This window comes from Mesorhizobium sp. B2-4-1, from assembly GCF_006442185.1.
Lineage (GTDB): Bacteria > Pseudomonadota > Alphaproteobacteria > Rhizobiales > Rhizobiaceae > Mesorhizobium.
In genome coordinates this window covers 150,717-164,207 of record NZ_VFVN01000011.1, presented here as the reverse complement: position 1 = coordinate 164,207, position 13,491 = coordinate 150,717, and the positions used below count along the sequence as shown (strand labels likewise).

Sequence of the window (13,491 nt, the reverse complement as noted above, 5' to 3'; positions counted from 1 at the left end):
TGGAAGTGTCAGACATTTCGTGCCGGCCAGCGGAGAGGGAACCATGACCGACAATCATATTTCGGGCGGCCATATTTCGGGCGGCTCGCTCCTTGTTCAGCGCCGTGCGGCGCATTTCGCCAGTCACTGGATCGCGAATGGCGATCCTCGGTCCCGTTCGGCCCGGCGCCGCTTGATGGCGGTCCTGCGCATGGCGCATCGTGCGCTGGGCATGGGGCGCAAGCGCTTGGGGCTGGGAACGCTGGGCGTCGGCGGGGCGCTCGGGACAGCCGTGACGCTGGGCGCCTTCGCGATCGGCATGGCCGCGACGCCGGCTCAGGCGCAATATCAGGCCGGCGGCGGTTCGGCGACCGCTCCCGAGGCCATCGCGGTCGGAAACGGCTCAAACGCCAGCCTTAACTGGGCCATAGCGCTCGGCTTCCAGGCCCAATCGACGGCGCAATACGGCGTCGCCATTGGTCGCACCGCGTCGGCCACGGGCACCGGCGGCGCAGTGGCGATCGGCTCCGGTACGATTTCAAACAATATCAACACGGTAGCGATCGGCGTCGCCGCGGGTGCCACTGGGGCCGGGGCCAGCGCGCTGGGTACCAACGCCCAAGCTTCGGGAGGGAACTCCACCGCAGTCGGTGTCAGCGCCACGGCCAGCAACAACTATGCGTTCGCCGCTGGCTACGGATCCGTAGCCAGCGGGCTGCGCAGCACTGCGATTGGGCAGTTCGCAGGGGCGTCCGGGCTGGATGCTGTTGCACAAGGCACCAGCACCGTTGCGAACAGCCAAAATGCCGTCGCCGTCGGCTTCCAGTCGACCGCAACCGCGATAAACGCCGTCTATCTCGGCTCGCGCACCGCTGCCGGGACGGGAGCCTTGGCCCAGAGCGCCATTGCTATCGGTACGGACGTGACGGCGTCTCAGGTCGACACCACCGCAATCGGACGCCAAAGCAAGGCAACGGGAACGGGCGCCACGGCGATGGGTAAGAACGCCAGCGCCTGGGGCAACCAGTCCATTGCATTCGGTGTGGGCGCGCAGGCAGGCGTGCAGGCCGACACGGCCGTGCCCAACAGCATCGCCATCGGCACCAGCGCGCTTGCGAATAAGAACAACGCGATGGCGCTCGGCACGCTGGCCAATGCCACGGAGGACGGTGCCATCGCCATGGGCTCCTCTACCAACGCGACAGCCACGCAGGCCGTGGCGCTTGGCGTTTCCGTCAACGCCACTGGCGCCGGCGCCACCGTGGTGGGCAGCGCAGGCTCCACTGCGTCCGGCGCCTACTCCATTGTGGTAGGCGCCACCAGTACCGCGAGCGGAGCCAATTCCATCGCCATCGGCCCCTCGACCAACGCGACGGCGGCTAACACCATCGCCTTGGGCGCCAGCGCCAAGGCGGATTCCGCCGAAGCGGTCGCCATGGGCACCAATGCGGTAGCGACCGGCGGCAAGGCCGTCTCCATCGGCTCCGGCAACACCGCCTTTGGCGACGGCGCGGTCTCGATCGGCGACCCGAGCTATGCCAGCGGCACCGGCGCCTTCACCGGCGGCGCCAACAACATCGCCAACAGCGACGGCACGGCGACCGCCACCGCGGCCAACATGGCCAACGGCGCCGTCGCGATCGGCAACAGCAACAAGGCGATCGGGCAAGGTTCCGTGGCGCTGGGCAACGGCTCGACGGCGGGCGCCGCCGGTCTTGCGGGCAATGTCGCGATTGGCGATGGCGCGACGGCGGCGGCAAGCTCCGGCGACGTGGCGCTCGGTTCGGGCTCGGTGACCACCACGGCGGTCGGCACGGCCAGCGGGGTGGTCAACGGCACCACCTACGCCTTCCAGGGCACCAACCCGACCTCGACGGTCAGCATCGGCGCGGCCGGCGCGGAACGCACCATCACCAACTTGGCGGCTGGGCGGATCAGCGCGCTCTCGACCGACGCCATCAACGGCTCGCAGCTCTTCGCCACCAACCAGGCGGTCGATGCCATCGGCGCCGTCGTCAACAACATCAATGTTGGCGGCGGCATCAAGTATTTCCATGCCAACTCGACGCTGGCGGATTCGCAGGCGCTGGGAGCCGATTCCGTCGCTGTCGGCCCGAATGCGGTCGCCAACAATGCCGGCGATGTCGCGATCGGCCTGAATTCGACGTCGGGCGCCACGACCAATGTCGGCGGCACGACGATCGGCGGCGTCAACTATACCTTCGCCGGCGGCACGCCGGCGGGCGCCTTCTCGGTCGGCTCGGCCGGCGCCGAGCGCCAGATCCAGAACGTCGCCGCCGGACAGTTGAACGGCGGTTCGACCGACGCGGTCAACGGCTCGCAGCTCTTCGCCACCAATCAGCAGGTGACGGCCAACACCACCGCCATTTCCAATATCGGCGCAGGCGTGACCAATCTCGGCAACACGATCAACAACATCACCGGCGACACGTCGACCGTCTTCACCGACGCCAATGGCGAAGGCATCCGCTATGCCCGCACCAATGAGTTCGGGCTGGCGCAGACCGATTCCTTCGCCCAGGGCGTCGGCTCTACAGCGGTCGGCTACAATGCGACCGCCACCGGCGTCAGCGCGCTGGCGCTCGGCCGCGACAGCAATGCCAGCATCGACGGCGGCGTGGCCCTCGGCTCGGGTTCGCTCTCCGATCGCCCGATCGCTCCGGCTACCGGGCAACTGCCCGCCGGCCCATCCAACTTCATCCAGTACAACACCACCGACAAGGCGCTGCTCGGCGCCGTTTCGGTCGGCAACGCCACCTCCTACCGGCAGATCACCAATGTCGCCGACGGCACGCAGGACCAGGACGCGGTGACGGTGCGCCAGCTCGCGGGCGCCATCGCCGCCGTGTCGGCCACCTCGACCAAGTATTTCCATGCCAATTCGGTGGCGGCCGACTCGCTGGCGGTCGGCGCGGAATCGGTCGCGGTCGGTCCGACCACGGTCGTCAACGGCGATAACGGCATCGGCATCGGCAACGGCGCCATCGTCGACCAGACGGCGCCCGGCGGAACCGCGATCGGCCAGAACGCCCATGTGATGCTGGCGGACGGCCTGGCCTTCGGCACCAATTCGCTCGCCTCCGGCATCCAGTCGGTGGCGCTCGGCGCCGGCGCGCAAAGCACCTTCATCAACAGCGTGGCGCTGGGCGCGCAGTCCATCACCTCGGTCGGCGCGCAGGCCGGCTACGCGGCCTTTGCCCTGACCGCTCCGCAGACCTCGGTGGGCGAGGTGTCGATCGGCGACGCCGGAGCTGAACGCAAGCTCACCAATGTCGCGGCGGGCTCGGCCGACACCGACGGCGTCAACGTCTCGCAGCTGCGCGGCGTGTCGCAAAACGTAACCAACCTGTTCGGCGGCAACACCACGCTCAACCCCGACGGTTCGATCACCGGGCCGACCTACACCGTCCAGGGCAACACCTACACGACCGTCTATGACGGGCTCACGGCGGTCGACAATGCCTTGACCACCATCAGCAATGGCGGCGGCATCAAGTACTTCCACGCCAATTCGTCGCTGGCCGACAGTATCGCCGGCGGCACCGACGCCGTGGCGATCGGACCCGAAAGCGTGGCGAGCGGCAACGACAGCCTGGCCGCCGGCCATGGCTCTACCGCTACCGGGACGGGCGCCGTCGCGCTCGGCCAGGGCGCGCAGGCCAACAACGCCAACGATGTGGCGCTCGGCTCCGGCTCGGTGACGCAGACCGCCGTCGGCACCTCCAGCACCGTCATCAACGGCAAGACCTACGCCTTTGCCGGCACGACGCCGACCGGAACAGTCAGCGTCGGCGATGCCGGTGCGGAGAGGACGATCACCAATGTCGCAGCCGGACGGATCGCCGCCGACAGCACCGACGCGATCAATGGTTCACAGCTCTTCGCCTCCAACCAGGCGATCGAGGCCCTGCAAACCGGCGTCGGAAATCTCAACCAGAATGCGGTGACCTATGACACGCAGGGCGGCGCCAAGACGAACACCATCACGCTGCAAGGCGGAGACGTCAACGCGCCGGTCGTCATCTCCAACGTCGGACCTGGCGTCGCCGGCACCGACGCGGTCAATGTCAACCAGCTGACCAAGGGCCTGGACACCGCCATCAGCACATCCAACAGCTATACCGACAAGGTGGCGGCCACGACCCTGCAACAGGCCAACGACTATACCGACCAGAAACTCGGCCAGCTGAATTCGGACATCAGCGGCATCCGCGACGAAGCCCGGCAAGCGGCGGCAATCGGCCTCGCCGCCGCCTCGCTGCGCTACGACGACCGTCCCGGAAAGCTGAGCGTCGCGGCGGGCGGCGGCTTCTGGCGGGATGCCAGCGCCTTTGCCTTCGGCGCGGGCTACACCAGCGAGGACGGCCGCATCCGCGGCAATGTCTCGGGCACGGCGGCGGGCGGAAATGTCGGTGTCGGCGCCGGCCTGAGCTTCACGTTAAACTGAGGCGGGAATGAACGGGGCAACCAGCCGTCATGCCCGGCTTTTCCTCCTGACCTGCCTGGCGCTTGCCGGCGGCCTGTCCTTGGCCGCCGGGCCAGCCGCCGCGCAAGCGACCGCGCCCTACAGGATCAAGCCATCCGACGTGGCGGTGCCGCCGGATGTGAAGCTGGGCCAATACCAGCGCACCATCCGGCCCTTCGAGAACTGGACGCTGATCTGCGACGAGAACCTCAAGGCGCGCAAGAAGGTCTGCAATGTCTCGCAGGTGATCGAGGACGGGGCCGGCAGGATGGCCTTCAGCTGGTCGCTCGCGGCCACGCAGGACGGCAAGCCCTACATGATCCTGCGCACCGCGCCGAACGCCAAAAGCGACGGCCTGGTGTCGCTGAAGTTCGACGGGCGCGACCCGATCGACGTCCACTTGAACGGCTGCAACGAAGTGGTCTGCGTCGGCATGCTGCCGGTGGGGCCCGTCATGCGCCAGCAGATAGTGCAGAAAGCGACGCCGGCCATCTCCTACCCGACCGTCGACGGCCAGACGATTACCGTGACCGCAACGCTCAAGGGGCTGTCCGAGGCCCTTGCGCCAATCAAATAACCGAGGCAGCACCGTGAGCCAGCAAGACCCGTTCATCTCCCCAGCGCGCGGCCCGAGCGTGGAGCCGGACCGCAAGAGGATCGTCGAGCCCGATCGCAAGAGGGGCGCCGAGCCGCAGCGGCGGTGGCCGCGCGTCCTAGCCTTCTCGCTGCTGGGGCTGGCCATGATCGGCATCGGCTTCGCTGCCGCCAACTATGCCGCGATCGCCGGTCTCGTCGGCACCCCGACGGCCGCACAGGCCGGGATCGCGCCGCCCGCATTGCCGGACTCGCCCTTCCTCGAACATGTCAAACAGGCCGGGGTGCAGGCCTGCTCGACGATCTTTCCTGTGCTCGGACAGGTGCTGACGACGGGTTCTAAATACAGCGTCAAATCCTTGTGGAACGACCAGGCCGCCGACAAGCACGCCGTGCAGGCCCTCGTCGGCATGGAGTATGCGACGGAAAAATACAGCGGACCAGCCGCCGGCGTGGTTTTCGCATCGCCCACCACTTCCGGCTGCGAAGGCGCGATGGTGCGGGTGGCGCCGTTCGCCAGCCCGTGTTCGGAGATCCCGTCCGTTCTTCCGCAAGGCAGCAAGATCACCGACCATCTCGGCCAGGTCGAAGTGTACGAGCTGGGCGGCAATTCGGGTGAAGCGCTTCTGCTGCCGACCGGCAATAGCTGCGTGGTGATTTCCATCGCGTCGGCGTCGAAGTGAGACACGGGATAGGCGAATGGGCGAGGGCTCCTGGAAAGGATTGCAGACCATGATATCGCGACGTCTGGCAGTTTTGTGCATGGCCCTGCTGTGGAGCGGGCAGGTTGTCTCGGCCGACCTTGTGGCGCCGCCGGAGCCGGAGCCGAAGGAGGAAAAGGGCATCTGGGGGGCGATCGCCTATTCCAGCATCGATACCAAGCACGGCTTCTTCTGGGGCGCCGACAAGCGCCAGGAGGCGAAGGACGCCGCGATGAAATATTGCGAGAACGCCGGCGGCAAGGGCTGCACTGTTGTCACGGTGTTCCGCAATCATCGCCATTGGACAGACGACGACGAGACGGGCTTTCCCTACAAGCGCTGCGGTGCCCTAGCTGTGGCTAAGGAGAAGCAGAGCGACCGGCTGACGCCGTGGGGCGCGAACTCCGCCGAGACCCGCAAAGACGCGGAAGATCTCGCTCTGCATGCCTGCGAGGCGGCGGGAACCGAATGCAAGGTCCGCGAGTGGGTCTGTACCTGAAGCGCGCCGCGCTCACACGGCGCGCTTTGGAATTGCTTTTGCACGCTGCGTGAGGCAGATGACCATGCCCGCGGCCCCGAAAATCCCATCCGGTTTTTGGGGCCATGCGCGTGAACCCCGAAAGAGAAAGTCGCCATCGTTGTTTGACAGATTTGTTCTTCTGAAGGCGGCCGCAATCTGCGCGGTGGCCCTGGCTACATCGAGTGCCTGTGCGCAACAACAGCAGGCGGCCACGCTTCCAAACGGCGCGTCGTCGCTCCAGGAGACCTATCAGGACTGGAGCCTGGCCTGCACCATCCAGGACAATGCACGCGCCTGCTCGGTTTCGCAGGACCAGACGCAGAAGAACGGCCAGAGGCTGCTGGCGGTGGAGTTGCGGGCGGGGCCGAAGGGTGGATTGACCGGAACCCTGCTTCTGCCGTTCGGTATCCTGTTCGACCCAGGCGTGACGATCCAGATCGACGACCAGCCGCCCCTCGGCCAGTTGCGGTTCCGCACCTGCCTGCCGAACGGATGCGTGGCGCAGTTTCCGATCGATCGGGCGCTGGCGCAGAAGCTGAAGGCGGGCGGCGTATTGACGCTCAACGTCATCACCGACGCCGAGACCAAGCTCAACTTCCCCGTCTCCCTGAAAGGCCTCGCCGCCGCCCTCGACCGCGTCGCGGCGCTGAGCGGGCGCTGAGGAGGGGCGAAGTCGGCTTTAGTCCAGCTCGCGCGGCCTTTGGGCCGCAGCGCCGGAGCCCCACAAGGCGCGCCTGAGCAGGTTCCGTCCGCCCTTGCGCGGGACAAGATTGATATCGCTGACAAGCTTTGCGCCGCCCTCGCGCCGCTCCAATGTGATCTTGCGGCTGTGGAAGGCTTCCAGCTCGGCGCGATGCGCGACGCTTATGATGGTCACCTTCGGTAATTCATGGATGACCGTCTCCATCATCTTGTCCTGGCTCTTCTCATCGAGCGCAGACGTCGCTTCGTCCAGAACGACGATATCGGGATGATGCAGCAGGAGGCGCGCGAAGGCGAGCCGCTGCTTTTCGCCACCCGACAGGGTCTGGTCCCAGGGCGCGTCTTCCTCGATCCGGTCCTTGAGATAATCGAGCCCCACCTTGTCGAGGGCGGCGTTGATCTTCTCCAGCGTCCAGTTGTCGGCGGCGGCCGGATAGGCGACCGCGCGGCGCAGCGTTCCGGAGGGGATGTAGGGACGTTGCGGCAACATGAACAGCCGCCTGCCGGGGTGGAAGTCGACGCTGCCGCCACCCCACGGCCAAAGGCCTGCGACGGCCCGCACCAGCGTGCTCTTGCCCGAACCGGATTCGCCGGCCACCAGCACCCGCTCGCCAGGCTCGATCTCGACCTCGGTTTCCTTGACCACGCCGGTGCCGTCGTCGAGCGACACCGAGAGATTGTCCAGGCTGAGCATCGCACCGTCTTCGGTTTCGCCGTGCCTGATGCGGCCCAGCGCGTCGCTGCGTTCGGCGCGCTCCAGCCCGTCAAGCGACATCATCAGCGAGGCAATACGCCGTGCCGAGGCGTTCCAGTCGGCGAGGCGGGGATAGTTGTCGACCAGCCATCCGAACGCGGCCTGCACGATGGCGAAGGCTGAGGCAGCCTGCATGATCTGTCCAAGTGTCATGCTGCCTTCGAGAAATTTTGGCGCGCAAAGCAAGATCGGCACGACCGGTGCAAACAGGCTCGACCCCTGCGACACCAGCGCCGTGCGCATGTGCTGGCCTGTCAGCAGCGCCCATTGCCGGAGCACCGTGCCGAACGTCTTGTCGATGCCGCTGCGCTCCTCCTCCTCGCCGCCGAGCAAGGCGATGCTCTCGCCGTTTTCGCGCACGCGCGTCAGCGTGTAGCGGAAATCGGCTTCCGCTTGGTTCTTCTGCTCGGAGAGCCGCACGAAATGGCGGCCGATGACCACCATCGAAGTGGAGGTGATGGCGGCGTAGATCACCGCGGTCACGACCAGGAAGCCGGGAATGGTGACGCTCCAGCTTCCGATCGGCAAAGTCAGCGCCCCGCCGATCGTCCACAGCACCACGATGAAAGTGGAGGCCGACAAAAACGCGTTGATCACGCCGGAGATGAAATCGACGGGCGATTCCGTGGCGATCCGCAAATCCTCCGCGATGCGTGCCTCGGGGTTCGTGTGGTCGCCGCCCACGAGGTTCAGCTGATAGTAGCGGCCGCTTGCGAGCCAGCGCGCGATGATGGCAGTGGTCGACCAGGAACGCCAGCGGCGCTGGATCGTCATGCGAAGGTAGACTTGCGCGACGACAAGGCTTGCGCTTCCAACCACCAGCGGCGGGAACACGGCGCTGAGCACATAGACGGTGTGGGCATCGCGTTGCTCGATGGCGTCGAAGATCGAGCGGTTCCAGATGTTGATCCCATACTGGAAGCCGACATTGATGCATATCAGCATCAACAGCCCGATCGTGAACGGCCAGGCCAGCTTGTCGCCGCGCGTGCTCCAGTAGCCGCGCGCGCTGATCCAGAAGCGCCTCAGCAGGTATCGCTTGCGCGCCTGCTCGGCCTCCCGCGGCGTCAGCTCCGGACCGGGTTCGATGGCCCCGGGCGGCGGCGCAGCCTCGCCCACGACCTCGGACGCAACTTCGACTGTCGAGGCCTTCTCCTGGTGCGACTTCTCTGCCTTGCGCCGCCTGGCGCCGTCGACCGTTTTCGGCATGAGTTCAGCCTCGGATGTAACGGCGACAACGGCCTAAAAATCAAAAAGTTTCACCATGCCCGCTCCAGACGGCGCCATGGGTCTCCCCGTGCTCCCCTGCTCGACCCGCGATGCCGCCAGCCGCCGCTGGACAATTCGCCAGCCGGCGGGCCCGTTTAGCGACGGTCTCCTCGCAGCCGGAACGAGACCGTGTGCTTGGAACCAATGATGGGCGAGACTGTTTAGCCATGAACTTCGATGCGACGCCGACGTCCCGGCCCGGTCGGGTGAGCAGCGACCTTCAGGAGCCCCTTGTCATGAAGATTTCGTCCAGATTTCGTTCAGTCGCCATCGCCGTGATCACTGCCGCGGGCGTTGGCTTTGCCAGTGTCGCGCACGCCGACACCGGAACGATCCGCTTCTCCATCTACAAGGCGGCCTTCTTCATCGGCGGCGCCGGAGGCGAGGGCACGCTGACCTTCCATGGCCGCCGGTATCCGATCTCGGTCGGCGGCATTTCGGGCGGCCTCGCCTTCGGTGCCTCCAAGACCTATTTCCGGGGCACCGTGCGCCATATCAAGCGCGCCCGGGACGTGACGGGTGTGTACGGCGCGGCGGGCGGCGGCGGCGCGCTCGGCAAGGGCGCCCAGGTGATCGTCATGACCAACGACAAGGGCGCCCAGCTCGAGCTCACGGGCAGGCAGGTAGGGCTGCAAGTCAACGCCGATCTCAGCGGCATGAGCATCACGGTGAAGTGAGGGCGGTCACTGCGTCGGTGTTTCGAGGGATGAGCCGGCGGCCCCTCCCTACCGCTCCTCCACGATCCGCAGATAGGCCGCCGTCACGAACAGCACGATCAGGCCGAACAGGATCCTTCTTGCCCCCTCCGGCATCTGCAAAATCGTCAGCAGCGTCGTCAGCACGGTCAGGATCAAGGCACCGATGATGGTGCCGGTATAGCCGCCGCGGCCGCCGAAGATGGAGGTGCCGCCGATGACGGCGGCGGCCACGGAGGGCAGCACCAGCGGTTCGGCGAGGGACAGGGAAGGGGCCTTGATCAAGCCGATATAGAGCAAGCCGGTGATGCCGGCGAGCAGGCTGGAGAGGACGTAGAGCGCGGTGATGACCTGCCAGTAGCGCACGCCGGAAAGGCGGGTCGCGCGCTCATTGTCGCCGACGGCGTAGAGCAGGCGGCCGAAACCGGTGCGGTTGAGGCCGAAGACGATCAGCACCGCGACGGGGACGAACAGAAGCAGCGCGTTGGGAAACCCTGCGGTCACGCCGGTGCCGAGCCAGGCGAGGAAATCGGGGATCTTGGCGCCCGAGGCGATCACCGTGCGTTGATAGACCTGCAGGAAGCCGGTGCCGATCAGGCTGGTGCCCAGCGTCATGATCAGCGGATGGACGCGGAAGACGCCGACGCCGATGCCGTTGACGAGGCCGATCAGCACCGCCGGCATCATCGCCAGGAGGAAGGCCACGGCTGGCTCCTGGTTGACGGCTTGCGTAGCCATGATGAAGGCGCTCATCGTCGCCACCGTGCCGACAGAGAGATCGATGCCGCCGGTCAGCATGGTCATGGTCTGGCAGCCGGCAAGGATCGCCAAGGGAATGGCGAATTTGATGGTGTTGGCGATCCAGCGCTCGTTGACGATGCCGGGGCGCAGGATCTGCAAAATCACAACCAGGATGACCAGCAGGATGACCAGCGGAATCAGCGGCCGGTCGGCCATGAAGCGTTTGACACGGCGGCCGAAGGGGACGGGTTGGGGCGTGATCGCTGACGTGCTCATGGGGTGGCTCTTGTCTGCAAATGTAGCGCCCTACGGCGCCCCCCTCTGTCCTGCCGGACATCTCCCCCTCCAGGGGGGAGATCGGACGGGGTGACGGCTTTCGCAAATTGTCGGCGTTGCAAGAATGAGCGAGACGCCGAAGCTGCCAATCTCCCCCCTTGAGGGGGAGATGTCCGGCAGGACAGAGGGGGGCCTCGTAGAGCGCTGCGCCACATTTCACGCCCACTCATCATTGCCGCCCCCGCATCGTAATGAAAGCCCCGAACATCACCACGGCGACCATGATCAGGCCCTCGATGATGGCGGTGACGTTGGGGTCGATGGCAAGCAGGGTGAGATCGGTGCGCACCAGGCGCAGCACGAAGACGGCGACGATGGGGCCGAGCAGGCCGCCCTTGCCGCCGCCCAGCGCCACGCCGCCCAGCACCACGGCCGCGACGCTGGCGAGCAGATAGGGGCCGGGAATAGGAGCGCCGATGCCGGTGCTCATGGTCAGCGCCAGGCCGCCCATGGCCGCGAACAGGCCCGACAACGCATAGGCGATGATGCGGGTGCGCTTGACCGGCACGCCGCTGCGGAACGCCGCCAGCTCGCTCGAGCCGATGGCGTAGATGGACAGGCCGAGGCGCGAGCGCCTCAGCGGTATCCAGACGATGCAGAGGCAGATGATCAGCACCAGCAGAGCCTTCGGCAGCCAGGCGTCGATGTTCTGCGGCAGGCCGGGTATCGGGACCGTGCCTGAAATCATCGCCTTCAGCCATTCGGCGGCGCCGCCGCCCGGCGCGCCGAGCACAAGAAGCGCTGCCCCTTGCAGCACGAACAGCATGGCGAGCGTCACCACGATGTCGGGGACGCGGGTGACGACAATGAGCAGGCCGTTGAGCGCGCCGAGCACAAAACCCATGGCCAGTACGAAAGGCACCACGAACAGCGCGTATTCTTCCGAGGCGCTGGCCATCATCGAGGCGGCGGTGACGCTGGTCAGCGCCATCATGGCGGCGACCGACAGGTCGATGCCGCCGGCGATGACGACGACGGTCTGCGCGGCCACGGCAAAGGCGTAGGGCAAGACGGCCCGCGCGAGCGAGCCGAAATCGCCGCTGCCATAGCCGGGCTGGATCAGCTTGGTGACGACGAACAGCACGACGAGGAGGGCGAACAGGCCGGCGACCCAGCCCTGGCGGCGCAGGAGATGGCTCATGGCGTCGCCTCCGGTGCATCCGGGGTATTTGCTGTGGGGTCCGCCAAAATGCCGACATCGGCCTTGGCGCCGCGCGGCAGGCCGTAGGCGGCGCGCATCAGTGCCGGCTCGTCCGCCTCCTCGACCGGGAAGATATCGACGACGCGGCCGCCGAAGATGACGATGACGCGATCGCAGACGCGCTGCACCTCTTCGAGTTCCGAGGTGTAGAACAGCACCGACTTGCCGTGGCCGGCGAGCTCGCGCAGCAATTTATAGATCTCCTGCTTGGTGCCGACATCGATGCCGCGCGTCGGGTCGAAGCACAGGATGGTGCGGGCATCCGCCGCTATCCAGCGGGCGATGGTCACCTTCTGCTGGTTGCCGCCGGACAGGCGCTGCACCTCGCCTTGCGCGCGGGTGTCGATCTGGAGGCGCGCGATGGCGCTCGCCACCGTGGCGCGCTCCTTGCGCATGGCGATCGGCCCCCAGTTGCGCAAGGCGGCGCTGAAGGGCAGCGCGATGTTCTCGCGCACTGAGCGCTGCATGGCGAGGGCCTCGGAGCGGTCGCCCGGCACATAGGCGATGCCGGCGCGGATGGCGTCGATCGGATGGGTGAATTTCGCCGGCTGGGCGTCGATCTCGATCGTGCCGCCGGACGGTTTGATCGAGCCGGCAAGGGCGGCGAACAATTCATCCTGACCCTGGCCTTCGAGCGCGACGACGCCGGCGACCTCGCCGTCGGCGAGATCGAAGGAGACGTCGTTGAGCTTGGTGCCGACACGCAGATTGCGCACGGCGAGACGCGGGCGGACAGGGGCCGACGTGGCGGCCTGGCCGGCGGCGCGGGCTGCCATCTTGGTCTTCTCGATGCGGGCGCCGAGCATCAGCTCGACGATCTTTTCCTCCACGCCGGGCTCGATGTCGAGAACGCCGACGGTCGCGCCGTCGCGCAGCACGGTGGCGCGGTCGCAGAGCGCCGAAATCTCGACGAAGCGGTGCGAGATGAAGATCACGGCGCGGCCGCTGTCGCCCTGGCGACGCACGACTTCCAGCACCTTTTCAGCGAGGTTGGCGGGGAGCGCCGCGGTCATCTCGTCGAGCAGCAGCACGTCGGGCTCGACGGCGAGCGCCCGCGCCAGATCGAGCACGCGCAGCACCGCCAGCGGAATGTCGCGCGCGGTGTCGCGCAGGTCGAGGTCGGGAATACCAAGTTCGTGCACCCAGGCACGGAACGGCTCGACGGGCGTGCCGGTCAGCCGCAGATTGGACAGTATGTCGAGATCGGGGATCAGCGACGGTTCCTGGTAGACGGGCAGAAGGCCAGCGCGGCGCGCGGCGGCGGGCGAGCGTATGTCACGCGCCTCGCCACGGATCAGCACGCGCCCGGCCGAGGCAGGAACCGCGCCGGTCAGGATCTTCACCAGCGTCGACTTGCCGGCGCCATTGGCGCCCATCAGGGCATGCACCTCACCCGGCAGCACGGACAGCGACGCGTCGCGCAGCGCGGCAACCGCACCGTAATTCTTGGCGACGCCGGAGGCGTCGAGGAGGGGACTGGTGGTCAAATTGCTGTCCGTATCAGAAACTCAAT

At 66.8% G+C, this 13,491-nt stretch carries 10 protein-coding genes; 6 read left to right on the top strand and 4 right to left on the bottom strand.

Annotation, left to right across the window (positions count from 1 at the left end; genetic code table 11):
- The first annotated feature begins 43 nt into the window (after window positions 1-43).
- The 5 genes from FJ949_RS25025 (at window position 44) to FJ949_RS25005 (ending at window position 6,941) form a co-directional block, all read left to right on the top strand.
- Window positions 44-4,447, top strand: coding sequence for a YadA-like family protein (locus tag FJ949_RS25025; protein ID WP_140500093.1), 4,404 nt, complete (start codon window positions 44-46; stop codon window positions 4,445-4,447).
- A 7-nt stretch (window positions 4,448-4,454) separates the two neighbouring features.
- On the top strand, window positions 4,455-5,042 hold the full coding sequence (locus FJ949_RS25020) for an invasion associated locus B family protein (protein ID WP_140500091.1): 588 nt from the start codon (window positions 4,455-4,457) through the stop codon (window positions 5,040-5,042).
- A gap of 13 nt (window positions 5,043-5,055) precedes the next feature.
- Window positions 5,056-5,742, top strand: a complete 687-nt coding sequence (locus FJ949_RS25015; protein ID WP_140500089.1) for a hypothetical protein — start codon at window positions 5,056-5,058, stop codon at window positions 5,740-5,742.
- Between the two features lie 49 nt (window positions 5,743-5,791).
- Window positions 5,792-6,259, top strand: coding sequence for a DUF4189 domain-containing protein (locus FJ949_RS25010; protein WP_140500087.1), 468 nt, complete (start codon window positions 5,792-5,794; stop codon window positions 6,257-6,259).
- 139 nt (window positions 6,260-6,398) lie between these two features.
- Window positions 6,399-6,941 carry an invasion associated locus B family protein gene (locus tag FJ949_RS25005; protein ID WP_224647519.1) on the top strand — a complete coding sequence of 181 codons (543 nt, stop codon included), beginning with the start codon at window positions 6,399-6,401 and terminating at the stop codon, window positions 6,939-6,941.
- 18 nt (window positions 6,942-6,959) lie between these two features.
- On the opposite strand, the gene FJ949_RS25000 is transcribed toward FJ949_RS25005, so the two are convergent.
- The gene (locus FJ949_RS25000) at window positions 6,960-8,945 is read right to left on the bottom strand and encodes an ABC transporter ATP-binding protein/permease (RefSeq protein WP_140500084.1); all 1,986 of its coding nucleotides are present in this window, start codon (window positions 8,943-8,945) and stop codon (window positions 6,960-6,962) included.
- 296 nt (window positions 8,946-9,241) lie between these two features.
- On the opposite strand from FJ949_RS25000, the gene FJ949_RS24995 reads away from it, so the two are divergent.
- Window positions 9,242-9,682 (top strand): hypothetical protein, encoded by a 441-nt coding sequence (locus FJ949_RS24995; RefSeq protein WP_140500175.1) that lies wholly within the window; start codon window positions 9,242-9,244, stop codon window positions 9,680-9,682.
- Window positions 9,683-9,730: 48 nt separating this feature from the next.
- Here the strand turns inward: FJ949_RS24995 and FJ949_RS24990 are convergent, their stop codons facing one another.
- The 3 genes from FJ949_RS24990 to FJ949_RS24975 all read right to left on the bottom strand — a co-directional run bounded on the left by FJ949_RS24990 (window position 9,731) and on the right by FJ949_RS24975 (window position 13,465).
- Window positions 9,731-10,717: an ABC transporter permease gene (locus FJ949_RS24990; protein ID WP_140500083.1), complete on the bottom strand. Its 987-nt coding sequence runs from the start codon at window positions 10,715-10,717 to the stop codon at window positions 9,731-9,733.
- A 229-nt stretch (window positions 10,718-10,946) separates the two neighbouring features.
- Entirely contained in the window at window positions 10,947-11,918 is a 972-nt protein-coding gene (locus tag FJ949_RS24980; protein ID WP_140500081.1) for an ABC transporter permease, read from the bottom strand.
- Complete coding sequence (locus FJ949_RS24975) at window positions 11,915-13,465, bottom strand: sugar ABC transporter ATP-binding protein (RefSeq protein WP_140500079.1); 1,551 nt, start codon at window positions 13,463-13,465, stop codon at window positions 11,915-11,917. Before FJ949_RS24975 ends, FJ949_RS24980 begins: the two co-directional genes overlap by 4 nt.
- Window positions 13,466-13,491 lie beyond the last annotated feature (26 nt).

Excerpts from the sequence above, each read along its gene's own strand:
- FJ949_RS25025 (WP_140500093.1), top strand. The coding sequence starts at position 44 with ATGACCGACAATCATATTTCGGGCGGCCATATTTCGGGCGGCTCGCTC.
- FJ949_RS25020 (WP_140500091.1), top strand. The coding sequence starts at position 4,455 with ATGAACGGGGCAACCAGCCGTCATGCCCGGCTTTTCCTCCTGACCTGC.
- FJ949_RS25010 (WP_140500087.1), top strand. The coding sequence starts at position 5,792 with ATGATATCGCGACGTCTGGCAGTTTTGTGCATGGCCCTGCTGTGGAGC.
- FJ949_RS25000 (WP_140500084.1), bottom strand. The coding sequence starts at position 8,945 with ATGCCGAAAACGGTCGACGGCGCCAGGCGGCGCAAGGCAGAGAAGTCG.
- FJ949_RS24995 (WP_140500175.1), top strand. The coding sequence starts at position 9,242 with ATGAAGATTTCGTCCAGATTTCGTTCAGTCGCCATCGCCGTGATCACT.
- FJ949_RS24990 (WP_140500083.1), bottom strand. The coding sequence starts at position 10,717 with ATGAGCACGTCAGCGATCACGCCCCAACCCGTCCCCTTCGGCCGCCGT.
- FJ949_RS24980 (WP_140500081.1), bottom strand. The coding sequence starts at position 11,918 with ATGAGCCATCTCCTGCGCCGCCAGGGCTGGGTCGCCGGCCTGTTCGCC.